At 60.2% G+C, this 25,816-nt stretch carries 23 protein-coding genes; 14 read left to right on the top strand and 9 right to left on the bottom strand.

Annotated elements, in window-relative coordinates:
* Positions 1-62 precede the first annotated feature (62 nt).
* The 3 genes from ATK06_RS03805 (at position 63) to ATK06_RS03795 (ending at position 4,627) form a co-directional block, all read left to right on the top strand.
* Positions 63-1,418, top strand: coding sequence for a bifunctional ADP-dependent NAD(P)H-hydrate dehydratase/NAD(P)H-hydrate epimerase (locus tag ATK06_RS03805; protein WP_048381828.1), 1,356 nt, complete (start codon positions 63-65; stop codon positions 1,416-1,418).
* A 13-nt stretch (positions 1,419-1,431) separates the two neighbouring features.
* Positions 1,432-2,595 carry an MFS transporter gene (locus ATK06_RS03800; protein WP_098388868.1) on the top strand — a complete coding sequence of 388 codons (1,164 nt, stop codon included), beginning with the start codon at positions 1,432-1,434 and terminating at the stop codon, positions 2,593-2,595.
* A gap of 76 nt (positions 2,596-2,671) precedes the next feature.
* Positions 2,672-4,627 (top strand): hypothetical protein, encoded by a 1,956-nt coding sequence (locus ATK06_RS03795; protein ID WP_098388867.1) that lies wholly within the window; start codon positions 2,672-2,674, stop codon positions 4,625-4,627.
* Positions 4,628-4,631: 4 nt separating this feature from the next.
* Here ATK06_RS03795 and ATK06_RS03790 read toward each other — a convergent pair whose 3' ends face one another.
* Positions 4,632-5,672 (bottom strand): HNH endonuclease signature motif containing protein, encoded by a 1,041-nt coding sequence (locus ATK06_RS03790; protein WP_053072920.1) that lies wholly within the window; start codon positions 5,670-5,672, stop codon positions 4,632-4,634.
* A gap of 139 nt (positions 5,673-5,811) precedes the next feature.
* Positions 5,812-6,840: an LLM class flavin-dependent oxidoreductase gene (locus ATK06_RS03785; protein ID WP_048381830.1), complete on the bottom strand. Its 1,029-nt coding sequence runs from the start codon at positions 6,838-6,840 to the stop codon at positions 5,812-5,814.
* 27 nt (positions 6,841-6,867) lie between these two features.
* Between ATK06_RS03785 and ATK06_RS03780 the strand changes: the two genes are divergently transcribed.
* The 3 genes from ATK06_RS03780 (at position 6,868) to ATK06_RS03770 (ending at position 8,210) form a co-directional block, all read left to right on the top strand.
* On the top strand, positions 6,868-7,461 hold the full coding sequence (locus ATK06_RS03780; RefSeq protein WP_161796020.1) for an NADPH-dependent F420 reductase: 594 nt from the start codon (positions 6,868-6,870) through the stop codon (positions 7,459-7,461).
* A gap of 4 nt (positions 7,462-7,465) precedes the next feature.
* On the top strand, positions 7,466-7,897 hold the full coding sequence (locus ATK06_RS03775) for a hypothetical protein (protein ID WP_053072921.1): 432 nt from the start codon (positions 7,466-7,468) through the stop codon (positions 7,895-7,897).
* Positions 7,898-7,997: 100 nt separating this feature from the next.
* Entirely contained in the window at positions 7,998-8,210 is a 213-nt protein-coding gene (locus tag ATK06_RS03770) for a hypothetical protein (protein WP_048381833.1), read from the top strand.
* Here ATK06_RS03770 and ATK06_RS03765 read toward each other — a convergent pair.
* Together ATK06_RS03765 and ATK06_RS03760 are read right to left on the bottom strand one after the other, a co-directional pair.
* A complete protein-coding gene (locus tag ATK06_RS03765; protein ID WP_048381835.1) occupies positions 8,207-8,923 on the bottom strand; it encodes a DUF364 domain-containing protein in 717 nt (238 codons plus the stop codon). The two genes, ATK06_RS03770 and ATK06_RS03765, sit on opposite strands and share 4 nt — an antisense overlap.
* 32 nt (positions 8,924-8,955) lie before the next feature.
* Positions 8,956-10,494 carry an FMN-binding glutamate synthase family protein gene (locus ATK06_RS03760; protein WP_197712613.1) on the bottom strand — a complete coding sequence of 513 codons (1,539 nt, stop codon included), beginning with the start codon at positions 10,492-10,494 and terminating at the stop codon, positions 8,956-8,958.
* Positions 10,495-10,933: 439 nt separating this feature from the next.
* On the opposite strand from ATK06_RS03760, the gene ATK06_RS03755 reads away from it, so the two are divergent.
* Positions 10,934-11,845 (top strand): Abi family protein, encoded by a 912-nt coding sequence (locus ATK06_RS03755; protein ID WP_098388865.1) that lies wholly within the window; start codon positions 10,934-10,936, stop codon positions 11,843-11,845.
* 79 nt (positions 11,846-11,924) lie between these two features.
* Here the strand turns inward: ATK06_RS03755 and leuS are convergent, their stop codons facing one another.
* Positions 11,925-14,744: a leucine--tRNA ligase gene (gene leuS, locus ATK06_RS03750; RefSeq protein ID WP_098388864.1), complete on the bottom strand. Its 2,820-nt coding sequence runs from the start codon at positions 14,742-14,744 to the stop codon at positions 11,925-11,927.
* Between the two features lie 408 nt (positions 14,745-15,152).
* Here leuS and ATK06_RS03745 point away from each other — a divergent pair, with 408 nt between their 5' ends.
* From ATK06_RS03745 to ATK06_RS03725, 5 genes are all read left to right on the top strand, one after another.
* Positions 15,153-16,304 carry an ATP-binding protein gene (locus ATK06_RS03745; protein ID WP_048381842.1) on the top strand — a complete coding sequence of 384 codons (1,152 nt, stop codon included), beginning with the start codon at positions 15,153-15,155 and terminating at the stop codon, positions 16,302-16,304.
* A 352-nt stretch (positions 16,305-16,656) separates the two neighbouring features.
* Complete coding sequence (locus ATK06_RS03740) at positions 16,657-18,267, top strand: thiamine pyrophosphate-binding protein (RefSeq protein WP_098388863.1); 1,611 nt, start codon at positions 16,657-16,659, stop codon at positions 18,265-18,267.
* Positions 18,268-18,272: 5 nt separating this feature from the next.
* The gene (locus tag ATK06_RS03735; RefSeq protein ID WP_053072925.1) at positions 18,273-18,629 is read left to right on the top strand and encodes a YbaN family protein; all 357 of its coding nucleotides are present in this window, start codon (positions 18,273-18,275) and stop codon (positions 18,627-18,629) included.
* Between the two features lie 5 nt (positions 18,630-18,634).
* Positions 18,635-19,936: a lactate racemase domain-containing protein gene (locus ATK06_RS03730; RefSeq protein WP_048381844.1), complete on the top strand. Its 1,302-nt coding sequence runs from the start codon at positions 18,635-18,637 to the stop codon at positions 19,934-19,936.
* Positions 19,937-20,231: 295 nt separating this feature from the next.
* Positions 20,232-20,414, top strand: coding sequence for a hypothetical protein (locus ATK06_RS03725; protein WP_048381845.1), 183 nt, complete (start codon positions 20,232-20,234; stop codon positions 20,412-20,414).
* On the opposite strand, the gene ATK06_RS03720 is transcribed toward ATK06_RS03725, so the two are convergent.
* Entirely contained in the window at positions 20,411-21,604 is a 1,194-nt protein-coding gene (locus ATK06_RS03720) for an ATP-binding protein (RefSeq protein ID WP_098389385.1), read from the bottom strand. The two genes, ATK06_RS03725 and ATK06_RS03720, sit on opposite strands and share 4 nt — an antisense overlap.
* A 210-nt stretch (positions 21,605-21,814) precedes the next feature.
* Between ATK06_RS03720 and larE the strand changes: the two genes are divergently transcribed.
* Both larE and larB read left to right on the top strand, forming a co-directional pair.
* On the top strand, positions 21,815-22,663 hold the full coding sequence (larE, locus tag ATK06_RS03715; protein WP_048381846.1) for an ATP-dependent sacrificial sulfur transferase LarE: 849 nt from the start codon (positions 21,815-21,817) through the stop codon (positions 22,661-22,663).
* On the top strand, positions 22,656-23,306 hold the full coding sequence (larB, locus tag ATK06_RS03710; RefSeq protein ID WP_098388862.1) for a nickel pincer cofactor biosynthesis protein LarB: 651 nt from the start codon (positions 22,656-22,658) through the stop codon (positions 23,304-23,306). The genes larE and larB overlap by 8 nt, the downstream gene beginning before the upstream one ends.
* Here the strand turns inward: larB and larC are convergent.
* From larC to ATK06_RS03695, 3 genes are read right to left on the bottom strand one after another with little or no spacing between them, the layout of a single operon-like run.
* Positions 23,293-24,438 carry a nickel pincer cofactor biosynthesis protein LarC gene (larC, locus tag ATK06_RS03705; RefSeq protein WP_048381851.1) on the bottom strand — a complete coding sequence of 382 codons (1,146 nt, stop codon included), beginning with the start codon at positions 24,436-24,438 and terminating at the stop codon, positions 23,293-23,295. The genes larB and larC overlap by 14 nt on opposite strands.
* A complete protein-coding gene (locus ATK06_RS03700) occupies positions 24,428-24,739 on the bottom strand; it encodes a monooxygenase (protein ID WP_048381853.1) in 312 nt (103 codons plus the stop codon). The genes larC and ATK06_RS03700 overlap by 11 nt, the downstream gene beginning before the upstream one ends.
* 9 nt (positions 24,740-24,748) lie before the next feature.
* The gene (locus ATK06_RS03695) at positions 24,749-25,663 is read right to left on the bottom strand and encodes an endonuclease domain-containing protein (RefSeq protein WP_098388861.1); all 915 of its coding nucleotides are present in this window, start codon (positions 25,661-25,663) and stop codon (positions 24,749-24,751) included.
* Positions 25,664-25,816 lie beyond the last annotated feature (153 nt).

Below are 25,816 nucleotides of genomic sequence, written 5' to 3'. Positions count from 1 at the left end.
ACAGAAGCGTCAAGGGTCTAACCAAAAAAACTTTTACACCCCACCGAACTACCATAAAAAACATGCACAACCTGGTCACACACAAAGCCGTCCGCACAGCCGAACACCACGCACTGGCCAACCAAACCGAACCAGACCAACTCATGCGCCGCGCCGCACACCACATCGCCGAAACCGCCCGCACCCTCACCACGGGTAGGCGTATACACATATACGTAGGCCCCGGCGGCAACGGCGGCGACGGACTCTACGCCGGGGCGGAACTCGCCGCCGACTACGACGTCACCGCCGAACTCACCGCCGGAAAAGCGCACGAACGCGCCCTGGCGGCGTTCCGCCACGCCGGCGGCCGGGTAAGCGAATACGCCGCCATGCCCGACCTGGTGATCGACGCAATCGCCGGCCTTGGCTCCGACCCGACGCGCCCCCACCCGGCGATGCCCGCGGACGTGCCGGTACTGGCCGTCGATATCCCGACCGGCACCGGCGGCCCGAATGCGGTACACGCCGAGTGCACCGTCACGTTCGCCGGCGTCATGGAAGCACACGCGTACAACCACAACTGTGGCACCCTCGTCGTGGCGGATGTGGGCCTACGCCCAGAGACCACGGGTGCCCTGTACACGCGCGTACTCAACCCGGGCCCCAACGTGCACCTCGACGACAACTTCGAACCCGGTGCCGCCGACAACAAGTACACCGGCGGAGTTGTTGGCATCATCGCCGGCTCCGAGACGTACCCCGGCGCGAGCCTGCTTTCCCAGCTCGGTGCCCTGCACACCACACCGGCGATGGTGCGGGCCGTCGGCGCCCCGGCCGCCCCGGAAGTCGTCGCCGCGCCTACGCTTGACCGCTTGGGCCAGTGCCAGGCATACGTGTACGGGCCCGGCCGCGGTCAACGCCCAGGCGAACTCGCTGACCTGCTCGACACGGACCTGCCCTTGCTTCTCGACGCCGACGCCATCACCACCCTCGCCCACAACCCGGACCTCCGCGCCCGCCTTTCTAGCCGGGACGCTGCAACTGTCCTTACACCCCACGGCGGTGAATTCGCCCGCCTCTCCCCGCTCGACGACGACCGACGCGCCTGCACCGAAGCCTTAGCCACCGAACTCGGCGCCACGGTCGTGCTCAAAGGGCGCACGACGACCGTCGCCAGCCCAGGCCAGCCAACCACCCTGATTGACGCCGGCCATTCCTGGTCAGCCACCCCCGGCTCCGGCGACGTACTCTCCGGGTGCATCGGCGCTCTCCTGGCCCGCTACGGCGACCCCCACCAAGCCGCAACCGCTGGTGTACAGTTACACGCTCTAGCGTCGTGGCTCTCCGCGGCAACCGCGTACGGACCTGGCCCAACCACCGCCAGCAACATCGCCGCCCACCTGCCAGACGCCATCGCCCTGGCCACCCACCACTAGCGAAAGTCCCCTTTTGAGCACCACCACCCGCACGAACACCTTCCCCTGGATTCCGCTGACCGCGATGAGCTTCGCGGCCTTCGTCTACGTCACCTTCGAGATGTTCACCGTCGGCCTCATCACCCCCATGTCTACCGACCTGGGTGTCAGCGAATCCCAAATCGGCTTGCTGATGTCCGTGTACGCCGGCGTAGTCGCCGTGGTTACCATTCCCGCCATGTGGTTCCTGGGGCGCTTCGACAAACGTCCCGTATTCCTCGCTACCATCGGGTTCCTCGCCGCCGGAACGCTCGTCCAGGCAGTCGCATTCAACTACGGCGTACTCGTGGTCGCGCGCATCATCGCGGCACTCACGCACGGCATCTTCTGGGCGCTCGTCGCACCCATCGCAGCGCGCATCACCCCGCCCGGCCACACGGGGAAAGCGATTGGCATCGTATCCACTGGTTCCACGCTGGCACTCGTGCTCGGCTCGCCGCTAACCACGGCCGCTGGTGGGCTCATCGGGTGGCGGTGGACGTCCGGGGCACTGACCATCATGGCGGTGGGCGGGCTCATCCTACTGCTGGCGACGTTGCCGCATATCAGGCCGGCGGAAGCCCACACCAACGTCGATGCGAATACGCCTTCACGGTGGGGGGTACCTTCGCTCGTCCTGTTTCTCACGCTCGTGGTCACGGGCGTTTTCACCGCGTACACGTACTTGGGTTTGATCGTCGAGAAGCTTATGGGCGCCGGCTGGGTGGCGGTTGGCCTGTTCGCGTTTGGCGCGTGCGGTTTGGTGGGCGTGACGGCGGCGACGCGCCATGTGGATCGGCGCATGATTCGGGGCACGCTTGTCGTCGCGGCTGCGCTAGTACTCGCGGCCATCGCAGGGGAGGCCGCATTCGCCTGGGCGGGATGGCTGATTTTGCCGGCAATTGCCCTGTGGGGTGCGGCGTATGGCGCGCTTCCGACGGTTGCGACCACGTATTTCATGTACGCGGGGCGTGATAATCCGGATCGGGCGTCGTCCGTATATGTGGTGACGTATCAGGTGGGGATTGCGTCGGGTTCGGCGATTGGCGCTGTCCTGGTGGGCGCGGGCGCGGTGTCGGCGACCCTGTGGGTGATGGCGCTGCTGTCCGTGTTGGGCCTGTCGACCGTTTTGCTGTGGACGCGACCGTTGACGCGGTAGTTGCGTTAGAAGTTTCGTCTAGACGGCCTTGGTGCTTTGCTTTACGCTAAAGGCAAATAAGACGGGAGTACTGCCAATGAAGAAGCCTGCAGAGCCAAACAAAAAGAACTTCGACGAAGATTTCTACGTAGATGTTTTCTGTAAATCTGAATACAAGTTATGGTTGGATTCTATTCAAGACAATGACGCAACAGAACGTCAAAAACAAATACATCGCCGCAGCTATGCCGAGATAGGTATCCAAACAAAGCACACATGGAGCTCTGAAGAGGATGAGCGCCCTGATTGGCTGCTCGCTACATTCAGTCTAATTTTCCCGATTCACCCTGCACTACTGGCAGATGCTCCCCACAAGGGAGAATTCATTGACCTTGAAGGCTGGGAACGCGGTCGATACCACGGAATCAAGGGCTTCACCCTCAAATCAACTGACTCCCCAGAAATGAAACGCACCTCATACTATCAGGAGTCAGGTCGACGATTCCCGGCAAGCTTTGCGCAAAGTGTCGGAGCAGATGAGAGTAAACCCTCTGACACCAGAGCAGAGAAGCGGACAAGCTCAAAAGATCACGGACCGAGGTTCCGTTTTTATCACCGTCGTATAGCTGAGCAGCCTGGGAAAACAAGCTTCGACTTAACCCAGCAATGGTCAAATAATTACCGAGAATTATTTGAACCATTAGCCGCATACCCTTTGGAAGGGCGCTTGACTCTTACTGGTCTTGAGTTCTTGCAGTATCTTGACACAAAGTCTGATGCTGACCCTAATGAAGAACCTCGTAAAAGTTACTACCTGGTTTTACATTTCGTAGCCCAAGATTGCTCAAATGATGTTTTAACTCAAATATCGGAAGCACTTAATAGGCCCCGCAATGGGCTTCGACTTCTCAATGAAACATCAATACATGAGTGCGTAAAAAATTATCGTCACAAACCTTGGAGAAATAACGATAGCAAGAAGGACTCACACTACAAGCTCCTTCGCTATTTTGTAGATTTTGCAATAAAGACAGTCAATAATTCGATTGCTATATCCCCCAAATCAGACTTCCCTTTTTCTGCCCACTTAACAGACGGCGGATATATTTCTGGCAAAGTAAGCCAAAAGTGGCATAAGGTAGAAGAGAAATTAGCTTCGCCATCACGAATAGTCTGCGCGATTCCAGGAAAGGAGTCTATAACACAGTTTCCTCGCCTGTTCCGAAACGCCAATATCCAATGTTTGGCTGATGACAGCTGGGCAAAACAGACTGCATGGGCTTGGCAACTCGCTACTGGTTCGGATATCTACGCCGAAGCAGTCCCGAATATTAGCCCTGAAGCCTTGAAGAAAAATCAGGTTGGGGACTTCCTGATGTGGCAAGTACTCGCAGATGACTCAAATCTGGCCTTCGTGCGACGACCCGAGCCCTCGCAGTTAACCGGTACAGATTTCAAGTTTTTGATGCTCGCTTCTACCACGGTTGCTGATATTGTAATTCTCAACATGCGTTGTGAATATGCATTAAATGGAATGCAAGTAGCTCTGCGGAATGATGATAATGAGCAATCTGATATATCACTAAGTGCACGCCTTAACCATATAGAGCATGTACAGCGATTAGCGTTGGCTTTCCGCCGCCACTTGTGGTTTAACGCTATTGGAAATCGAGTCGAAGACTCACAGATATTGAACGCAATCCAAAATACGAGTGGAAACCGACAACGTTTCGAAGACTTCAGTAGTGAGCTAGAAAGTCGAAAAGATATCTATGACACGATATATCGGCGAGCTCTCGAAGCAGAAAAAGACGAAAAAGCTGAAGCTGAGAAAAAACTCCAAGAGCAGCGTGACTTTGAGCAAGCACAAGCTGAAAAACAGGATCAGAAGCGAAATTTGCTTATTGCCATCGCCGGTGTCGCATTCGCCACGCCAGCGTGGGCCGAAGCGTTCGGGCTTGAGTTCAACTGGATAGTTGGTTTCTGTACCCTTGCGTTCGCAATCTTACTGTCGGTCGTAGTGTGGCAGTTTCTTAATAAACACCCGAAGTAACCCGTTACGTCGCGGCTACCTCCGTCAGCCGGTCTTGCGCTAGCTGTGCCTCCGCATTCGCGTCGACGTGGCCGGTGGTTGGTGGGACCCATTGGAGTTTGCCGTCGATGCGGGTCATGTAGCCGAATTTGCCGTGGAGGCGTTCGTCGTCGTTGACGGCGTTGTGGAAGGCGCAGAGGCAGCAGAGGTTTTCTTGGTTGGTGTTGCCGCCGTTTTTCCAGGCTTTGAGGTGGTGGATTTGGGTTTCGTCGGCGGGTCGTCGGCAGTCGGGCCAGACGCATGTGTTGGTTTCGGCGCGTGCCATGAGTGCTTGTTTGTAGTTGGCGGTGCGGGCGGTGCGGAAGGCGTCGATGGGGCCGATGAGTGGGTGGAAGAGGACGGCGTACCCGTAGTCGGCGACCATGCGGTTGACGAATTCTTCACCGGTGTAGCGTGCGCCGTTGGTGGCGATGATTTCTACCGAGTCGTCGCCACGAATGACGTCGGTGAGTTCGTCGAGCGTGATGGTCACGGTTGTGGCTATGGGTTGTTTGGCGAGGGTGCCGTCGAAAAGCGCGGTGAGGTCGTTGAGGTCTTTGAGGTTGGCTTTTAGGTCGGCGATGGTGGCGGAGTCGGTGGTGATTTTGACGCTCGCGGCGTCCCCGCGGTGACGCGTATACGTGATGCCGGGTTCCGGCGGGGCGGGCGGCTGTAAATCTTTGATGCGCTTGTTGGCGTATTTGCGCAGCGGCTCGGCGGCAAGTGTGCTGGCCAGGAGCTCTTCGCGGAGCCGCCACCGGGTAGTTTCGTGCTTCACCCGGGCCGTCGTTTGGGCAATGATGAGCAGCACATCTAATTGCTTATCGACGGCCACCTTCCGCACCCTCTTCTGGTACCTCGAATGGGTCGTGGCCCCAAAAAGCATGCGCCGAGCCGCAACGAGCTGGTTCGCCAAATGCGGCGGGATGTGGGCGTTCTTCAACTCCTCGCACGTGGCATCACCGACCGCCTCGATGATGGCAAAACCGCTCGCGAACAGGGACGTTAACTTATCAATAAGACTCATGGCTGCGAGCCTAAAAGCACGCAACCCGCCCCGGGGAAACTAATTTTTCCGCCTGTTAACAACGCCTATGCGCGCCACGTTATCCACAGCCCGGCGCGCCCACGGGAAATCGCGGGAACCGACAGCGCGCACGACTCGTCTAAGCGAGCATGTCCTTAACCAACGGCACCACTTTCGTGCCGAACAGTTCGATGGAGCGATTAATCTTCTCGTGCGACAGCGGGCCGTTGGAAATCTTCATGTCGTAACGCGTCGCGCCGAGCGCCTTCATCCCATCCGCAATCCGACGTGCAACCGTATGCGGTGACCCGACCGCCAGGGACCCGCGCACGAGTTCGTTGTTGTACACGGCGCGGTTCGCCGCCGACCACCCGCGGTCCTTCGCCAGGCGGCGCTGCACCGCCAGGTACGGTTCGGCGAATTCCTCGCGCGCCTCCTCGTCCGTCTCGGCGACGTAACCCCACGTGTGGTAGCCCACCGGCTGGGGTGCGTGGCCGAATTCTTCCTGGGCGCGCCGGTACAGGTCGGCGAATGGGGCGAAGCGGGACGGGTCGCCGCCGATGATTGCGAGCATGAGCGGGAGGTCGTAATGGGCAGTACGTACGACCGATTGCGGTGACCCGCCTACGGCGATCCACGTTTTGAGGCGTCCGTGTTCATACGGCGGGTAGACGGTGACGTTGTCCAGGTCTTGCGCGTGCGTGCCTTTCCAGGACACGGGTTGTGCGCCCCGCAGCCGCATGTAGAGCTCGAGTTTTTCGTTGAAGAGTTCTTCGTAGTTGGCCAGGTCGTAGCCGAAGAGCGGGAAGGATTCGGTGAAGGAGCCGCGGCCGAGGATGATTTCTGCGCGTCCGTTGGATAGGGCGTCGAGGGTGGCAAAGCGTTCGTGGATGCGCACTGGGTCGTCGGAGGAGAGGACGGTGACGGCGGTTCCTAGCCGAATCTTTTCCGTCACAGTGGCGATTCCGGCGAGCACCGTATCCGGTGCAGAGATGGCGTAGTCGTCGCGGTGGTGCTCGCCGATGCCAAAGACGTCGAGGCCCACCCGTTCAGCCGTACGCGCCTCCTCGACGACGTTGCGGATCACCTGCGCCGGGTGAATGAACGTGCCGGTGGCATCTTTGGTGACGTCGCCGAATGTTTCGACGCCAAACTCGAGGTGTGTCATGGTGTCTCCTTTGCTATGGTTGTTGATATGTCACACACTAGCGGAGTTGAGCACACCCACGCAATCACCACCGTCGGGGTCGTCGGTACCGGCCGCCTGGGCACCGCGGTCGCGCGCCTGGCCCTCGAGGCTGGCTACCCCACCTATGTCACCGGCCGGGACACGCCGATTAACGCGATGATCGTCGAAACTACCTTGCCCGGCGCCCACTGGGTTACCCCCGCTGAGCTGTGGAAACACGCCGACGCCGTCATCCTCGCCATCCCGCAGGAGGCGCTACACACGCTCGACCCCACGCCCGGCACCCTGCTTATCGACGCCACCAACGCCTGGGACGACGCCCCCGAAGTCAACGTGCCCGAGCTTTTCCCCAACAACCCGGTGGTCAAGACGCTAAACCACACGACTTACAGCGAGTTACACACGGAAGCCCACCTAGGGCGCGCGATGGGTGTTGCGGGTGCCGAGGAGTATGCGGTGGCCGTCGACAAGCTGATCAGCGACATGGGCTTCGACCCGGTACGTGCACCCGCACGCGCCTTGACGCCTGGGCAGCCGTTCTTCGGGCGACGCTTCACGGCGGAGGAATTCGCCCTGGCCTTGGAGTCGTACGTACACTGAGCGCATGTCCGACCCGCTCCTGCCCTACCTCGCCGAGACCGATGCCGGCGCGCGGCTGCAAAAGTACCGGCCCACCCGCGCCAAGCGCATCGCCGCGGGTGGGACGATTGTACTGGGCGCGCTCATGCTCTTACCGCTTATCGACGCCCCCACCCCCACAAACACGGCCACCGCACTGGCGTACTTCGTGACCTTCGCCCTGCCCGGCACGTATTGGCACCTGCGCAACCGCGCCGATACCCGGACCGTGCGGGCGTGGGCGCAGGCACGTGAGGAATACAGCACCAATTGGGAACTGCTGGCCATCTCCGAGCGTCGTGCTTTCGCGCGCCCGGACGATGAGCTTCCGCTTCTGCCGAAACGCCACTGGTGGGCGGTCGCGGCAGTCTGCTTCCTGGCGCTCGTCGTGGGTGGTGTAACTGCGACGACGCTGTAGCCCAGGAAATATTCTCACTGCAGAAATTTTCAAACAAACTATTGTGTTAGGCGCTGCGCTGGGATAGTGTTCCGATAACACCGCATCGAAAGGAACCACTATGCACAAACGTAACTTCGTGCTCGTCGCCGCAGCCATCATCGTCGCGGGCGGAGCTATCTACTTGAACCCCGGTCAAGCAACTACCCATGAGGCCGAAACGATCGAACCGATCCAACCCCCAATCCCAACGGAAGTGCACCCGTCGTTCTCCCCCGAGGCGATTCCGGAATCCTGGTACGGTCCGGCGCCACTCTCGATGCCGGATTACTAACCCTCCACGTTCACCCGGACGCCGTGGTCCCACTTCCGGCCGCCACCAATACCCCGTAGGCTCGCATGCAAGCCCATGGGATTCGTGGGTATGAAGCCGGAAAGGCAGTTCACGCCGGCGTCGAAAAGCGCAGAGGCCAGCGGCGTGGAGGGGCCCACGAGCGCGACCCACGCATGCGGGCACAGCTCAAGCAGGCGCGGCAACGTTTTGTTCACCAGGGCTGACGCGGTGATGAAGACCGCGTCCATGGTCGGCAGGAGGAATTCGGCAGCCGAGTCGGGGTAATCGCCGGGGCGGGGCACACGCTCGAAGACGTGGACGTCCGCCACCGGGTGCAGGGTTTTCTCCAGACCCGGGAAATGACCGACCACGCCCACGCGCTTACCCGCGCAGCGGCGCGCGAAAGCAGAGAACGCGTCGGCGTCCGTGCCGGCGGGTACGGGTGGACGGTTGTACCAGGCGTTCATCGTGGCCAATCCGACGCCGGCTTCCGCGAAGTTCCAGGAGGTGATGAGTGCGGAGGCGTCGTGAAGCGACATACCGACCGGGGAGTCGGATGCGACGGGACGTCCGTCGCCGGGGTACACCGCGCCCATGCCGATATGCCCGTCGGAGGTGCGCACCCACGCCCAGTGCGGGGCGATGCCGAAGTCGGTCACCGTGATGTCGCGGGGCAGGGGTGCGCGCAGGGTGTCGTAAATGTGCCAGCTCATGGCACCAGTCTAAGACGGGTAGGCGTATACGCCTAGACGCGAGCGAACGTGTCGGCCGACGCGGCGGCCCAGTCGGCGGCCCAGTTGTCGGGGATGTCGCCGGCGGTGAGTTGGCCGTCGTCAAGCCACTGGTAACGCTCGGCGTAGGTTTGTGGTTTGCCGTAGTCGTCGTTGCAGCGGATCATGTCGGGGCGCAGCTCGCTGGGGTTGGTGGCGCCCATGGTGGCCATGAGTTTCATCGCCGAGGCGACGGTCGCCGCCTGGTAGCGCTTGACGCGCATCGCCTTGTCCGGCACGTCGAGTGCGCGTTCACGCCACTTATCCTGCGTAGCTACACCCGCCGGGCACGTACCCAGGTGGCACTCCATCGCCTGGACGCAGCCGATGGCCATCATCATGGCGCGCGCCGACAGGAGGAAATCCGCGCCCTGGACCAGGCGGCGCACGATGTCGTTGCCCGCAGCAATCTTGCCAGCCGCCCCAATCTTGATGTGTTCGCGCAGGCCACAGCCCACAAGCGCGTTGTGCACGAAGGTCAGGCCCTCGGTCAGGGGCATGCCGACGTGGTCCTCAAACTCCTTCGGCGCCGAACCCGTACCGCCCTCGGCCCCGTCGACCACGATGTAATCCGGCAGAATGTTCGTCTCCAACATGGCCTTGCACACGGCCAAAAACTCCTGGCGCGAACCCACGCACAGCTTGAAACCCACCGGCTTCCCGCCAGAGAGGCGACGCATCTTGTCCAGGAACTCGAGCATCCCCTTCGGCGTATCGAACTCCGAATGCGCGCCGGGCGACGTAAACGCCTTGCCCACCGGGATGCCACGAATCTCCGCGACCTCCTCCGTCACCTTCGACGCCGGCAGCTCCCCACCGAGGCCAGGCTTGGCACCCTGCGAAATCTTCAGCAGCGTCATCTTCACCTGGTCGGACTGCGCTTTGCGGGCGAACGTCTCGTCGTCGAAGCCACCGTCGGGAGTACGTGCTCCGAAGTAGCCGGTGCCCAACTCCCACACCAGGTCACCATTGTGCTTCGTGTGGTGCGGCGACAGACCGCCCTCGCCGGTGTCATGGTAGAAGCCGCCCATCTCCGCGCCCTTATTCAGCGCCTCGACAGCACGACCCGACAGGGAACCGAAACTCATCGCCGACACGTTGAGCAACGAGCAGCTATACGGCTTATCGCACTGCGGGCCACCAATCATCACGCGCGCTGGCTCCTCCGGCACAGCTAGCGGACGCATCGAATGAATAAGACTGCGATGCCCCTGCGCGTACACGTCCTCCTGGGTACCGAACGCCGTCGTCGACGTCTGCCCCTTCGCACGCGAATAAATCAGGCTACGAGTATTACGGTCGAACGGCCGGCCATCCCAGTTACGTTCAATGAAATACTGCTGCAGCTCCGGGCGAATCGCCTCCAACGCGTAACGCGCATGCCCCAATACGGGGTAAATCCGCAAAATCGAATGCTTCTTCTGAGTCAGGTCACGGGCAGCGAGCGCCCCCACACTGAGAGCACCTGCGAGCGCCGCTAGCTTGCCTTTACCCATGCGGTTTTTACCGGCCATCATTCTCCTTGGATACGGGATAGGAAAAGTGCAATAAACAGCCCCCACCGTACGCTGTCCTGGAAAAATAGACATTTTTCGCCGAAAAAACGCCGCTATTCAAACCTTCGAACCACCCCGCGGGTGCGGGTAGACGGGGTGCGGCTGAGGCCCGCGCGCCCGAGCCCGCATTAAGGCAAAAGAATGAGCGCAGCACTGACAAAAAATTTGCCTGGTCCCGTTTGCGCTGCGCTCACGCATCTTTAAACTATCAGAGAAAACTCCAGTGTACAACCGTACATGTGGGCGCATGAGGTAGCCTTCCGATTACCCTCCATCCCACTGGAGTTTGTGACTCTCAAGTGCTAGGATTGCAGTTAACAAGACCCGCCAAGGTTAGTTTCACGTCGCTGAAGCCCTCAAATAGGCGGGTTCCTTAATTTTCTTCTACGATTACACCATGCGCGGAAGAGCAAAGGTCCACTTTTCTAAACCTGCAATCTCGCTCGATCAACAGGTCCAAAAAATACGGGGTCGAGGCCTGCGAGCCCAAAAGGACGAGCTGACAGCAGCTATCAAACGCATCGGGTACTACCGACTTTCCGGATACATGTGGTGGTTTTATGAAGACTCCGATAGCCACCTTATTCTCCCAGGAACAACGTTAGACCAGGTAATTAGCCTTTACGAATTCGATTCAACCCTACGCACCTTAATCATGCGCCTCTCCGAACCCATCGAAGTATGGCTACGATCGGCATTAGCCAACGCCCTTGCCCACCACTACGGCCCGATGGGCTACCAAGATAAGACTAAATTTCATAACCAAGAGGCACACCTACGAGATCTGGGTGAACTTGATAAGCGACTTCGAGACCGGCATCAAGAATTTTTCATTAAAGCCTTCTACAAGAAATACGCTGACACACGGCCTCCCATATGGATGGTCACGGAGCTCATGTCAATCGGGCTCCTCTCAAAGTTCTACAACAACATTAAACAGGAGAAGATTAGGAAAGACATCGCCAAACGGCTAGACATTCACCAGTCTGTTTTAGCAAGCTTCCTGCAGGTATTTACCGTCTTTCGAAATGCGGCGGCACATCATTCGCGTGTTTGGAATCGTCAGACGTCATTGACGATGTCAGCTATCAGAAATCCCCCGCACCTACTGAGCGAAGCAATTGAAGATGCCGATCGCTCTTCACTCTATTACTTGCTTGCCGTAGCAGCATTCATCGTGCATCATATCGATCCACACAATAATGTCGTATCAGATTTACGCGATCACTTTCTCAGCGCCGAAGATGATTGGCTCGATGACATGGACGTTCCTATCGATTTCCAATCATCTAAGCTGTGGAACCCTTAATGCACCACACAGCACAACGCCCGCGCCCCTGCACACAGCAGGAAACGCGGGCGCCAGCGAAACCCAACGCGCTCGCGCGCTACTTCACCACCAGGTTCACCATGCGACCGGGGACGACGATCTCCTTGACCACGTTCTTGCCCTCGAGGTGGGAGGCGACGGCGTCGCGGGCAGCAGCAACCACGGTGTCCTTGTCGGCGTCGGTGGCAACCATGACGCGGCCGCGGACCTTGCCGTTGACCTGGACGGGCAGCTCGATTTCGTCGTCGACGAGCCACTTTTCGTCGTAGTCTGGGTAATCCACGTAAGTGACACCGCCCTCGTGGCCCAGGCGCGCCCACAATTCTTCCGCGATGTGCGGCGCGACGGGGGAGAGCATGACAACCAGCGGCTCGACGGCGGCACGCGGCACGGATCCGGTGTGCGCCTTAGTCAGGTAGTTGACGTACTCGATGAGCTTCGCGACCACCGTGTTGATGTGCAGGTTGACATAGTCTTCGCGCACACCTGCGATGGTGCGGTGAAGGGCTTTCAGGTCGTCGTCGTTAAGCGCAGAATCGGAGACGGTGACCTCGCCGCTTTCCTCATCCACCACCAGGCGCCACGTGCGCTGCAGGAAGCGGTAGGCGCCGACGACGTCCTTCGTCGCCCACGGGCGGGACGTATCCAGCGGGCCCATCGACATTTCGTAGACGCGCAGCGTATCCGCACCATACTCGGCGACGATCGCATCCGGGGTAACGGAATTTTTCAGGGACTTGCCCATCTTCCCGTACTCCTGATTTACGGCTTCGCCGTTGTAGTAGAACTTGCCGTCCTTCTCCTCAACCTCGGCGGCCGGGACGTACACGCCGCGGGAATCCGTGTACGCGTACGCCTGGATGTAACCCTGGTTGAACAGTCGACGGTACGGCTCACGCGACGTCACGTGGCCCAAGTCGAAGAGCACCTTGTGCCAGAAGCGCGAGTACAGCAGGTGCAGCACCGCGTGCTCCACGCCGCCGACGTACAGGTCCACGCCGCCCGGGTCGTTCTCGCCGTGCTTATCGGGCTGCGGGCCGGTCCAGTAGCGCTCGTTCTCCAGGTCTACGAACGCGTCCGAGTTCGTCGGATCAATGTAACGCAGCTGGTACCAGGAGGAACCCGCCCACTGTGGCATGACGTTCGTGTCGCGGTAGTAGGTCTTTGTGCCGTCACCGAGGTCCAGTTCTACCTCGACCCAGCCGCGTTCCTTCGCCAGCGGGGGCTGCGGCTCGGAGTCAGCGTCCTCGGGGTCGAAGCTCGGCGGGGTGTAGTCCTCCACGTCGGGCAGTTCGACCGGCAGCATCGACTCCGGCAGGGCGTGGGCTTCGCCGTCTGCATCGTAGACGATGGGGAAGGGCTCGCCCCAGTAGCGCTGGCGGGCAAAGAGCCAGTCGCGCAGCTTGTACTGCACCTTCTCGTGGCCCACGCCCTCGTTAGCCAGCCAGGAGATGGCAGCGTCGATGGCCGCGTCCTTGCCCAGGCCGTTGAGGTCCAGGCCGCGATCATTCGCGGAGTTCGCTAGGACGCCGTCGCCGGTGTAGGCCTCCTCGGAGATGTCGCCACCCGTGACGACCTCCACGATCGGCAGGTCAAACTTCTGGGCGAACTCGTAGTCGCGAGTATCGTGCGCCGGCACCGCCATGATCGCACCCGTGCCGTAGCCGGTCAGCACGTAGTCGGCGATGTAAATCGGCAGCTGCGCGCCGTTGACGGGGTTCGTGGCGTACGCGCCAATGAACACACCCGTCTTTTCCTTATTCTCTTGGCGCTCCAGGTCAGACTTGGACGCAATCTCAGCACGGTACTTATCGACGGCCCCACGCTGCTCATCGGAGACGAGGACGTCGACAAGCTCATGCTCAGGCGCCAGAACCATGTAGGTCGCGCCGAAGAGAGTATCCGGGCGGGTAGTGAAGACGGTGATGGTGTGGCCGGAGGCGTCGAAATTAACCTCCGCACCACGGGAGCGGCCGATCCAGTTACGCTGCATCGACTTGACCTTCTCCGGCCAATCCAGCAGGTCAAGATCATCGAGCAGGCGATCCGAATACGCCGTAATACGCATCATCCACTGCGACAAACGCTTCCGGAACACCGGGAAATTGCCGCGCTCGGAACGGCCGTCGGCGGTGACTTCCTCGTTCGCCAAAACCGTGCCCAAGCCCGGGCACCAGTTCACCATCGAATTCGCGCGGTACACCAGACGGAACTCGTCCAAGACCTGCTGCTTTTCTAGGGAAGTGAGCGAATCCCAGGAGCGGCCGTCGTCAAGCTGCTTTTTACCAGTGGCGAAGAGCTCCTCCAACTCGGCGATCGGGCGGGCCTTCTGCTGATCCTTATCGAACCACGCATTATAAATCTGCAGGAAAATCCACTGCGTCCACTTATAAAACTCAGGATCCGTGGTAGCCACCGCGCGACGCTCATCGTGACCCAAACCCAACGCACCCAGCTGACGCTTCATATTCTCAATGTTCGCCATCGTCGTGGTCCGCGGATGCGTACCCGTCTGAATCGCATACTGCTCAGCGGGCAGACCGAAGGCGTCATAACCCAGCGTATGCAGGACATTCTTACCCAAAGTCCGATTAAAACGCGCATACACATCCGTAGCGATATACCCCAACGGATGCCCCACATGCAGACCCGCCCCCGACGGATACGGGAACATATCCTGCACAAAAAGCTTCTCGCCATCGAGGCGCTCCTTATTATCCGCGGCGAGATCACCCACCGGGTTCGGAGCATGGAAAGTACCATTATCCAGCCAATACTGCTGCCACTTCCCCTCGATCTCGTTCGCTAGCGCCGCCGAATAACGCTGCGATGGGGTAGCGGGCGTTCCTGCCTGGGATTTGTCCTGCGCATCAGTCATACCTGCACAGTGTAGTAGGTGCTCAGGCGTGGGGACCTGTGGGTAGGCGCTTAACTTTTGCTTATCGACGGGGCGCGCTCCGTCGGTGGCGGCGCTGGGCGCGGGCCAGTGATACGAAATCTACAATCTGCATGACCGCGCGCCGGAAACCCGCAGGTCAGATTTTTGCACCCCGTGCACAATGTCTTTTTCATATCACGGGCGGTGCCTGGCGGGAGGTCGCATGTCGCAAAGCCTCCATTCTGAGGGTTAGGGCAAGTTAAACCCGCAGGTCAAATTTTTGCACCACGTGCAGATTGGAGGGTTTGCGACAAACGGCAGAAAAACCGCGCGCACGGCCCGCCAACCCAGATTTTTATACTTCTTTATATTTCGAACAAAGTATAAAGAAGTATAAAATCAGGGAGTATGCAACGTAGCCCGTTTACACCAGGAGATGTCGCCCGTCGCGTTTTTGGTCGCACACGCTTGCTCCGCGAGGTACGTGTTGACCTCATGACCGCTGCTATGGATGAGCAGCTGATAGGTCGTCTTTCTGTATTCGTTGGCCCGCGGGGCGTCGGTAAGACCAGCTTGTTACGCACAATCCAGACGGAAGCTACGGAGAAATATGGGTTCGCCACCGCGTGGGTGACTTCCGGAGACGCACCGCTCAGTGACAGCATTGCCGAAGCATTGCACGCTACTTCCGCTTCTTGGGCGTCGGACGTGGTGGGGCGCGTGCGTTCGTCGTTGGAGCGCATCACCATCCAAGCGCCGGGCGTGTCTGCGGAGTTCAATACCCGGTCGGAGCCTATTCAATCGCCTGGTCGCCTCGTTCAAAATGCACTGACTACGGCTTGCACAGGCGCTTTAGAGTCGGGGCATGCAGGTCTAGTTCTGCTTATCGACGAAATCCAGGAGGCCGATTCCGACGGTCTACGCGCACTCGCTTATGCCTGGCAACATATGCAAAACGAGAACGCTGATCTACCGTTAGTGTGTCTGACCGCGGGTTTGAGCAATTCGCAGGACGTCATAACTGAAGCGGTTAGCTTTGCGGAACGTTTTAAATACACATACCTGGGGAACCTGGACCAGAACGCTAGTCAAGAGGTGTTGGCCAAAAGCACTAAGTCGCGTGAAGTCGGCTGGTACGCGGATGCGCTTGACGCTGCGCTAGAGGAAAGCAAGGGGTATCCGTACTTTCTGCAGTTGGTGGGGGATTGCATTTGGAAAGCAGCTGGTTACCCAGATCCGGAGCACTTCATTACGCTGCGGGAAGCTTCGGAAGGCTTGGCCGATTTTCAAGAGGAAAGCCGAAACTTTCACCGTGCCCGTTGGATGAAGGCAACGCCAGCCGAAGAAGAGTTCCTCATCGCTATGGCGAAACTAGGCGGCGACATGGTCCCACGAGCGGAGATTGCTCGCGCTATGGGTAAGGAATCATCAGCGATCAGCATGCCACGTCAGTCGTTGATAGATAAAGGAATCATAGACAGCCCTTCGCACGGATACTTGAGCTTCTCCGCACCAAGCTTCGCCGAATATATCGTCCGAGACGTGCTGGGAGAAGCGTAGAACCGGCGCTGAGCCGGCGCAGTGATACGAAATCTACAATCTGCAGGACTGCGCGCCGGAAACCCGCAGGTCAAATTTTTGCACCCCGTGCACAATGTCTTTTTCGTATCACGGGCGGTGCTTGGCGGGAGGCCGCATGTCGCAAAGCCTCCATTCTGACGGTTAGGCCAAGTTAAACCCGCATGTCAGATTTTTGCACCGTGTACAGATTGGAGGGTTTGCGACAAACGGCAGAAAAACCGCGCGCACGGCCAAGCCAACCCACCCAATCCACACCCGAACTGCACGTCAAATAGCCTTTCCACACGTCGCTATCTAAGATTGGGTTAAAAATATTTAGGAAGGGGTTCTGATGGCTGAGTTTCTCACTGTGCCGCAGGCTGTGGCCCGCGCGTTGGCTAAACATGTGCACCATACGTTTGGTGTGATGGGTAATGGTAATGCGCGTTTTATTGAGGAGCTCGGCGCGCAGAATGTGCCGTATACAGCGGTGCGGCATGAGATGGCTGCGGCTGCGGCGGCGGATTCGTATTTTCGGGGGACTCGTAAGTTGGCGCTGGCCACGACGTCGTACGGCCCGGCGTTTACCAATCTTCTGACTGGCCTTGCGGAGGCTACGTTGGCGCATACGCCGCTGGTGTGCGTGGTGGGGGATGCGCCGGTGTGGGGGCAGCGGCCGCATGATGTGGATCAGGTGGCTTTGGCGCAGGCGTTGAATATTCCGTATTACACGGTGTCGGCGAATTCGGCGGTTGAGGAGACCGTGCAGGCGGTGGAGACGGCGTTTAATAAGAACACGCCGGTGATTATTGCAATTCCTTATAATTTGACGGATCAGATGGCGGTGTTGCGGTCGCAGACTCCGGAGCCGAATATTTGGCCGCAGCCGGCGCTGGCTCGTGATGAGATGTTGGCGCAGACGCTCAATGATGCGCGCCATCCACTTATCGTCGCAGGTCGCGGGGCGTTAAGTGCCCGCAAGGAGGTCTTGGAGCTCGCTAGTCTGTTGCGTTGCGACGTCGCTACGACCGCCCCGGCGCAGGGTTTCTTCCCGTACGAGGGGCCGTGGCGGCATGTGGGTATCGTGGGCGGTTTCGCTCCGGCGGATGGGGCGATTAATGCTGCGATGGCGGACGTCGTCCTGGTGTTGGGCGCGGGGTTGAACAAGTACACGACGGCTTTCGGTGACGCGTTCCACCCGGAGGCCGTGGTGATTCAGATTGATCTGGTCCCCGATAAGACGCATGAGCGTGTGGACATGTTTTACCAGGCTGACGTGCGGGAGGCTGTGCGTCAGATTTTGCCGGATGTGGAGCAGAGGGATCGGGAGATTCCGCCGCCGTTGGGTTATCCGGATCCGCCGCGGATGTGTATGGATGCGCGGTGGGATCCGCGTGGGCTGATTGCGGAGTTGGACACGATTCTTCCGGCGGAGAAGATGATGGTCACTGATGGTGGCAACTTCATTGGGTGGCCGAACATGTACTTCAGTTTCCATGAGCCGGATTCGGTGATCCTGACGGGTACGTCGAGTGAGGCGATCGGTATGGGGTGGGCGTCTGCGATTGGGGTGTCTCTCGCAGCGCAGGAGAAGGATCGTTTCATGGTGGCTGTGCTTGGCGACGGCGGCGCCCTCATGGGTCTCGCGGATGCGGAAAGTTTCCTCCGTGTGACCAAGCGTGGCGTCGTGATCATTATGAATGATGAGGCCTACGGTTCGGAATACCAGCAGTATAAGGGGCCGAATTACCCGGAGGAATCGATCTTTATTGCGGGCGTCGATTTCGCAGCTATCTTCCGCGCTTTCGGAGGAAACGCTATCACTGTGCGCAACGAGTCCGACCTTGACGAGTTCAAGAAGTGGGTCGATTCGGGCAAGGATGGCGTCTACCTGCTGGATTGCCATATTTCGCGCTCGATCGCGGGTCCGTTTATCGGGAAGGCGTTCTCCACCAAAGAGTAGTTATTGTGAAACCTGTTTTTGCTGGCTTGGGTTGCGTCGCGTTGGCGCTGGGCGTAATCGGAATTTTTCTTCCACTTCTGCCGACCACGCCCTTCCTTCTGCTCGCGGCGTTTTTGTTCGCCCGCAGTTCGGAACGGTTGCACACGTACCTGATCACGCACCCGTACTTGGGCGCGTACATCCGCAACTATCACGAACATACGATGACGCGCGCCCACAAGGTGCGCACACTCGCTCTGATGTGGGCTGGCATCCTCATCTCTGCGGCGCTGATCAATAAGACGGTTACGTGGATTATCCTGCCGCTCATCGCATGCGGCGTCACGGTTCACATTTGGCGCTTGCGCGGCACCGTAGACTAGAAAGCATGAGTGCAAAAAACCTGACTGAACCAGTGCCCGAGGGTCTTGCTACGCAGGCGGCGTTGATTGGGGGGCCGGAGGCGTCGATAAGCGATGAGCAAGCACGCGAGTTTGTGGGGGAGCAGCTTGCGGGCGCGGACATCGACGGCAAGAAAGTGGTAGTAGTTATTCCGGATGGGACGCGGTCGGGCCCGCATGCGCTGATGATTCAGGCGGCGTACGACGCCATCGCGGACCGCGCGGAGTCCATCACGATCCTGATTGCGCTGGGTACGCACGCGGCGATGAGTGTGCCGGCGATCGAGAAGCTGCTGGGTGCGCCGCTGTCGCGGTTCCCGAAGGCGGAGGTCGTGAACCATGATTGGCAGAACCCGGACGCGATCGCCACGCTCGGCACCGTGCCCGCCGAGGAAATTGCCCGCCTGACCCACGGGCTCCTCGAAGACCGGCCCATGGACGTGCAGATCAACAAGCTGGTCGCAGAAGCCGACGTCAACCTGGTGATCGGGCCAGTGTTCCCGCACGAAGTCGTCGGCATGTCCGGCGGCAACAAGTACTTCTTCCCGGGCTGCTCCGTCCACGACGTCATCGACGTCTCCCACTGGGTAGGCGCGCTGATCACGGCATCCGACATCATCGGCACGCTCGGCATCACCCCAGTCCGCCAACTCATCAACACCGCCTCCGACATGATCCCCGGCGAAAAACTGGCGCTCAAATACGTGGCCACAACTGGCGACGACGAAACGTCCCACCTCCACGCCGTCTCCTACGGAACCACCGAATCCGCCTGGGCGGCGTGCGCCGAAATCGCCCACGAAACGCACATCAAATGGCTCGACGCCCCGTACAAGCGCATCGTTTCCAAGGTCCCAGAAATGTACGAAGACCTCTGGACCGGCGCAAAAGGCGTCTACAAAATGGAACCCGTCTGCGCCGACGGCGGCGAAATCATCGTCTACGCCCCGCACATCACCGAAATCTCCGAAATGCACCCCGGCATCGGCGACATCGGCTACCACTGCATCGACTACTTCATCAAACAGTGGGACAAGTTCAAAGACCACCCCTGGGGCGAGATCGCACACTCCACCCACGTCCGTGGCCTCGGCACCTACGACCCCGAAACCGGCGAAGAACACCTACGCTGCCGCATCACCCTGGCATCACAGGTGCCGCCAGAGGTGTGCGAGGCCTACAACCTGGGCTACGCCGACCCGAACACGCTGGACTGGGAGGCCTTCGAAGCCGATCCGGACACGCTCATCGTGGAACACGCCGGCGAAATCCTGCACCGGTTGCGGTAGTGGTGCGCTGGGGTGGGGCGCTGCGTTTGGGTGAATAATTACGAGCCAGCCTTAACTTCCCAGGTCACCGGCTCTTCGGCGCGTACCCGCGACCTGGCATATTAAGCCCAGCCGATAATTATTCACCCAGGCGGCGCGCCAGCGGCTGGGATGCTATCCATCGAATAAATACCTCAATTTTACTAGACGAAATAACATGGCCGCGCTACACTCGCACCACTCTTACTTTTCCTCCCGAATCCATTACTTGGAACAAGGGCCACTCTGACACGGCCGAAGAAAGCTTGGTGTAATTATGCGCACATGGTTAAAGAGTATCTGGGGCTTCCTAGTGGTCTGGATTGTAACAACGTATATCCCCATCAAAGCCACCGGCGAACTCGGTTTGTGGTGGGTCGGCTCGGTCATCACTGCAGTTCTGTATTTCCCTACCTGGGCCGAGTTCATCGCGGCGAAGCTGAAGGCGCGGAAAAGCTAAGGCCGCAGCGCGGTAAGTGGGGCCACGTGGACTCCGTCGGGGCGTCGGTAGGCCATGCCGCCACCTGTGATGACTAGGCATTGCGCGTCGGGGAAGAATTCTGCGAAGCGTAGCAGCGATTTCGCGGCTTCCTCGACCACCGACGCACTATGTCCAAGTTTAATTTCGACGAGCATCATGGTGCCGTTCACTTCTGCAATGGCGTCGACTTCGGAGCCATCGGCTAACCGGGCGTGGCTAACTTCTCCATCGGCATATACGCGTAGGTCGTGGACTACTTGCGATTCGAAAAGTTGCCCCATGTAGGGCAGGTCGCCCAGCAGGTCTGCAGATTTTTTGCCCAACGCTGCTAACGCTAATGCGGGGTCTGCAAGGTGGCGCTTTGGAGCTTTACGTAGTGGGCTGCGCGAACGCAGTGACGCGGCCCAAGCGGGCTGATCATGCGAAATGAAGATGCGGCCGAGGGAATCAAGATAGTCGGTGATAGTCTCTCGCCCGATTCCGGTATCCGTTGCCATCGCCACGGTAGTCATTTCAGTTCCAATGCCTCGCGCAAGTGAACGTAGCAACGCATGCACGCGCATGGGGTCGCGTGCTACACCGTCGGGGGTTGAAATATCTACTTCAGCGATTGTGCGTATGTAGTCGCGGTTGTTGCGTGCCGCAGCTTCTAGCGGAAGGTTGCGCCCCGCCGGCCAGCCGCCTCGAGTCATGCGCTCGGCAATGTCTTGGATGCTTTTCGACGCCCCTCCGGCCAGCTGCGTGTTACCTTTGGAGATTTCCGTCAATGACACTTCGCCGGTTGAGTCTCCGGATTCCCAAAACGTCATCGTGGACATCCGGAGGCGTGCAAACCGCCCCGCGCCGGAGTGTGAGGCCACGAGTTCTGACGGCGCTGTAGACCCGGTGAATATGAATTGTCCGACATCCTGGCGATCATCGATGAGATGTCGTGCCGCGTTCCATAGCAGCGGTTGCACCTGCCATTCATCGACAAGCCGAGGTGTTGCACCCATGAGCAATAGGTTTGGGTCGGTCCCCATCGCGATGTCCACGTTGGGGTCGGTATCCACGCGTAGTTCGCTGGCGGCTTGCTGACGCGCTGTCTCGGTTTTGCCGCACGCCTTTGGCCCTTCAATCAGAACGGCACCTGCGCGCTGTAGCCCTTCAGAGAGCAATTTATCGGCCACCCTGGGCACGTATTTGACCACTGCGTTTCCCCTAGTAAAAGCACCTATCCGATATTTTGACACGATTCTATCCGACACTTTGAGACTGCTTCAACCGACATTTTGTAGGCGTTTCACCCGACACTTTGTAGAACTGGGGCCCGCCAGCGCGTGGCGTGGCCGTCGAGAAGCCTCTTCCGGCCCGCGAAACAACGGGTTAGGGTAGTAGCCATGCCTGAAAAGCCCGAAACACCTGAGTCTCTGATTGGCCGCGTCGCTGAACACCTCCCGCGTGGGCGCCTGGGCGTGGCGTTTTCTGGGGGCGTGGATTCGGCGACGCTCACGGCGATTGCGGTGCACGTTCTTGGGGCGGGGAATGTGGTGGCGATTATGGCGGTGTCGCCGTCGTTGGCGCGGCGGGAGCGCAGGCGCGCACATGCGACGGCCCGGCAGATTGGGGTGGAGCTCGTGGAGGTCGAAACGCGGGAGGGACAGAACGAGGATTATCAGGCAAACGGGACGGATCGGTGTTATTTCTGCAAGTCGGAGATGTTCGACGTGATCGATGCGACGGTCATCCAGGAGCACAATCTCGACGCCGTCGCGTACGGGGAGAATGCCGACGACGCCGCTCGCCCGGACCGTCCCGGCGCGCGTGCCGCCACGGAGCATCAGGTGCTGCGCCCGCTCGCGGAGGCGGGCCTGACGAAGCAGGATGTGCGCGCGGTGGCGGCGTACTTCGGGTTGGATGTGGCGGACAAGCCGGCGGCGCCGTGTTTGGCGTCGCGGGTTCCGCATGGCCTGCCGGTCAACCCGGAGAAGTTGCGCCAGATCGAGCAGCTCGAGGACACCCTGTTTGACCTGGGGTTTTCGGATTGTCGCGTGCGTCACCACGAGGCGATCGCCCGGATTGAGGTGCCGCCCGCGGAGCTGCAGATGGCGCTGGAGCACCGGGGCGCCATCGTCGCGGCTGCGAAGAAGGTGGGTTTCCAGTTCGCCACGCTAGATTTGGGCGGGTTACAGTCGGGCGCGATGACGTTGAAGGCGCTCGCGGAGGAAGGGAAGTTGCGTTATGTCTGAGCCGGTTGGTGATTTTGCGCGCCTGGACACGGATCGCACACGTCGACGCGGATACGCTGAGGCGGTGTTCTGCGAGTCGAAGACGCCCGATCAGGTTTGCGCGATCGCGCAGGTCGCCCCGCCCGGCACCCTGTTCACGCGCGCGAATCCGGAGCATGCGGCCGCGGTCCAGGAGGTGCTGCCCGGCGCGTTCTACGATCCGCTCGCGCGCCTGCTGGCGCACCCGGGGACGCCACCGGAGCCGTCGGGCGAGTCGGTGTTGGTGGTGTGCGCGGGCACGTCGGATCTTCCCGTCGCGCGGGAGGCGCTGCATACGGCACGTTTTTTGGGTCGCTCCACGGATTTGCTTGTCGACGTCGGCGTGGCCGGCATTCACCGCCTCCTCGAACATGAGTCACGGCTGCGTGCTGCCGGTTGCCTTATTGTGGTGGCGGGTATGGATGGGGCGTTGCCGTCGGTAGTCGGTGGTTTGGTGAGCGCCCCGGTGGTGGCGGTGCCCACTTCCGTCGGGTATGGCGCGGGTGCGGGCGGTATTGCGCCGCTGCTCACGATGCTGAATTCGTGTGCGCCGGGGGTGGGGGTCGTGAATATTGATAACGGTTATGGGGCGGGGCACCTGGCGGCGCAGATTACCGCCCGATAGCGTCTACGACCTCCCGTTCCGGCACGCCGAGGGCATTGGCGGCGGCGCGGATGTCCTCGTACTCCGGTTGCCGGGTCACCTCCCGGCCATTCCAGGTGGCTATTTTGATGCGCACGGTCTGCCCGCGGACCTGCACTTCTTCCCAGTGGCGTTCCGCCACGGAGCGGGTGACCGCATGCGCACGCACGCCGAAGGTGGTGGTGTGGGTGAAGAAGACGTCGCGCACCGCGTCCGCGTGCCCGGCCTCGACGAGTGCGTGAACCGTGTGGGCGGGGCGTCCCTTCTTCATCTGGATGGGTGTGAGCCAGGCGTCGCGCGCGCCGGCGCCTAAGAGTGCGCCCAGGACGCCGGGCCACAGGCGCGGGTCCATGTCGTCGACGTTGGCTTCGAGCTGCACTAACGCGTCTTCGCCGGCGTCCGTGAGCTGTACGGCGCGCACCACGTTGGGCCAGCCGTGCGGGTCGCGTGTGCCCGCGCCCACGCCCACTGCACCGATGACGCCCACCGGCGATTCGCACGGTGCACCTACCGCGAAGTGGCGCAGCAGCGCGACGCCCGTCGGCGTGGCCAGCTCACCAGGCGAGGGCCCGGGGTTGGAGGCGGCCGCCCAGCCGTCCATGAGGCGCATGACCGCGGGAACGGGAACCGGAATGGAACCGTGGGCGGCCTGCACGCGCCCGGCACCCAACGCGATCGGGCTGACGTGCACGTCCGGGGCGCCGAGGAGGCGCAGCGCTTCGCATACGCCCACGACGTCGGCGATCGAGTCAAGTGCGCCGACCTCGTGGAAGTGCACTGTATCGCGCCCGGTTCCGTGGACGTGCGCTTCGGCGTCGGCAAGCAACTCGAAGACCGCGCGGGCTTGGGTGCGGGTCCACGGGTCGAGGTCGGCGGCGTCGAGCAGCGCGCAGATGTCAGAGAGATGCCGGTGCGGCGAATCCTCTTCTTGCAGGACGGGCTCGGCGTGTGTGCTGGCCTGCCCGGCGCGCTGCACGCGTGTGACCTGCAGTTTCAGCGCCCCGGGGAGGACGGCGTCCCAGGCTTTCTGCACGGCGCTGGCGCCCGCGCCGAGGTCCAGCAGCGCGCCGAGGAGCATGTCGCCGGCGACCCCGGCGGTGGCATCAATCCACATGGAGGACTGCGCGATCAATCTTCGAAAGCTCCTCGTTGACCTGGTATTTCACGGCTTGGATGCCACTAATCCCGAAGCCCTCGAGCCGCTTCGTATGCTTCTCGACGTAACCAACCGCCGCCCCCTCGCTCGCAAACAAGTAGACGCCCCCGGCCACCTCGCGTGCCGGGTCTTCAGTCCAGACTTTCCAGACCAGGTCCGGTTCACCGGCGATGTCTTCTGCAAGTTCCCGGTACGCGTCCACGGCTTCGGCGCCGAACGGTCCGGTGGAAGGGAATTCAAATACAAGTAGTGTTGCCATGCGCCCACCCTAGCGTTTTACCTCGAGGAGCACCCGTTTGACGGCTGCGCTCACGCCGTTGGCCTCGTCGAGGAGCTCGTCCCAGGTAACGCGCACCACCCGGTATCCTCGCCGTTCGAGATCATTGTGCCGTTGCTTTTCCGCGATGATCTGCTGTCCCGCGTCCTGCCCGTCCACGCCGTATTTGTGCTTGCCGTCGAATTCCACCACCACGTGCCCATTGACCAGCAGGTCCACCCGATACGTACCGATGCGCGCCTGGGGCTCAACGGTCTTGATGGCCGGGTCCTTCGACTGGCGCAATTGGACACGCAGCACGCTCTCGCCAGGGCTTTCGGAACTCCCGTCAGCGAGCGCGATGGTTTCGCGGAAGGCGACGCTACCTTTGCGTCCCTTCTTCGTTTCGGTATATAGCAGCAGGGTTCGCCTATTAACCCAACGGTTGCGGTAAGCGTGATCAAGTGTCACGACCGCCGCCATCATCCCCTGGTAACGCGCTATATCGAAGATGGTTCTGGGCATCGTCGTCGTACGAATTCCCCGGGAAACCTGCATCTCACCCGCCGGTAGATAGCCCGCCCGGTACGTCACCTCCGGTGGCCACGAAGTTCGGGGTGGGAATCCCGAATCGCCCGGAAGCGTAAGCTCGACCTTCTTCGGAGTTTCTAAAACGTGCAGGTCAAGCCATAACGCTGCACTAATACCACTAACGACGGCACGCGGGGTCGCCTTTCCAATCGCATGAACTTGCTCCTTCGCGACAACCCACGGTGGCCGATTTTGCATCCACGTCCGTGGCACGATAACGCCAGAAATAAGCCTGTGGTACCCGCGCATATCAATTTTTTCCAGGTACTTAGCGGTGGCGGTGTGCGTGTTTATGAGATCCGCTGTGCCGTCAAGAGTCTTAAATACTGTGCTCATACCTTCAGTTTGAGCAGAAATCGGCCTGCTGTCACCTGCCACTTTAAAAACCTGTGGATAGTGGTACGCACTGCGTACCTATCCACAGCTATGCGACTGTTGGGCAACTTCCTGGAACCAGCGGCCGACTTTGATCGTCTAGCGCTAGGGCAG

Source organism: Corynebacterium renale (assembly GCF_002563965.1).
Taxonomy (GTDB): Bacteria; Actinomycetota; Actinomycetes; order Mycobacteriales; family Mycobacteriaceae; genus Corynebacterium; species Corynebacterium renale.
The sequence above is the reverse complement of the archived record's forward strand: the minus strand, read 5'-3'. Positions and strand labels throughout refer to the sequence as shown.

Excerpts from the sequence above, each read along its gene's own strand:
- ATK06_RS03740 (WP_098388863.1), top strand. The coding sequence starts at position 16,657 with ATGGCTGAGTTTCTCACTGTGCCGCAGGCTGTGGCCCGCGCGTTGGCT.
- ATK06_RS03695 (WP_098388861.1), bottom strand. The coding sequence starts at position 25,663 with ATGAGCACAGTATTTAAGACTCTTGACGGCACAGCGGATCTCATAAAC.
- larB (WP_098388862.1), top strand. The coding sequence starts at position 22,656 with ATGTCTGAGCCGGTTGGTGATTTTGCGCGCCTGGACACGGATCGCACA.
- leuS (WP_098388864.1), bottom strand. The coding sequence starts at position 14,744 with ATGACTGATGCGCAGGACAAATCCCAGGCAGGAACGCCCGCTACCCCA.
- ATK06_RS03795 (WP_098388867.1), top strand. The coding sequence starts at position 2,672 with ATGAAGAAGCCTGCAGAGCCAAACAAAAAGAACTTCGACGAAGATTTC.
- larC (WP_048381851.1), bottom strand. The coding sequence starts at position 24,438 with ATGTGGATTGATGCCACCGCCGGGGTCGCCGGCGACATGCTCCTCGGC.
- ATK06_RS03755 (WP_098388865.1), top strand. The coding sequence starts at position 10,934 with ATGCGCGGAAGAGCAAAGGTCCACTTTTCTAAACCTGCAATCTCGCTC.
- ATK06_RS03780 (WP_161796020.1), top strand. The coding sequence starts at position 6,868 with ATGTCACACACTAGCGGAGTTGAGCACACCCACGCAATCACCACCGTC.
- ATK06_RS03775 (WP_053072921.1), top strand. The coding sequence starts at position 7,466 with ATGTCCGACCCGCTCCTGCCCTACCTCGCCGAGACCGATGCCGGCGCG.
- ATK06_RS03765 (WP_048381835.1), bottom strand. The coding sequence starts at position 8,923 with ATGAGCTGGCACATTTACGACACCCTGCGCGCACCCCTGCCCCGCGAC.
- ATK06_RS03785 (WP_048381830.1), bottom strand. The coding sequence starts at position 6,840 with ATGACACACCTCGAGTTTGGCGTCGAAACATTCGGCGACGTCACCAAA.
- ATK06_RS03700 (WP_048381853.1), bottom strand. The coding sequence starts at position 24,739 with ATGGCAACACTACTTGTATTTGAATTCCCTTCCACCGGACCGTTCGGC.
- ATK06_RS03730 (WP_048381844.1), top strand. The coding sequence starts at position 18,635 with ATGAGTGCAAAAAACCTGACTGAACCAGTGCCCGAGGGTCTTGCTACG.
- ATK06_RS03745 (WP_048381842.1), top strand. The coding sequence starts at position 15,153 with ATGCAACGTAGCCCGTTTACACCAGGAGATGTCGCCCGTCGCGTTTTT.
- ATK06_RS03770 (WP_048381833.1), top strand. The coding sequence starts at position 7,998 with ATGCACAAACGTAACTTCGTGCTCGTCGCCGCAGCCATCATCGTCGCG.
- ATK06_RS03760 (WP_197712613.1), bottom strand. The coding sequence starts at position 10,494 with ATGGCCGGTAAAAACCGCATGGGTAAAGGCAAGCTAGCGGCGCTCGCA.
- ATK06_RS03725 (WP_048381845.1), top strand. The coding sequence starts at position 20,232 with ATGCGCACATGGTTAAAGAGTATCTGGGGCTTCCTAGTGGTCTGGATT.
- ATK06_RS03805 (WP_048381828.1), top strand. The coding sequence starts at position 63 with ATGCACAACCTGGTCACACACAAAGCCGTCCGCACAGCCGAACACCAC.
- larE (WP_048381846.1), top strand. The coding sequence starts at position 21,815 with ATGCCTGAAAAGCCCGAAACACCTGAGTCTCTGATTGGCCGCGTCGCT.
- ATK06_RS03790 (WP_053072920.1), bottom strand. The coding sequence starts at position 5,672 with ATGAGTCTTATTGATAAGTTAACGTCCCTGTTCGCGAGCGGTTTTGCC.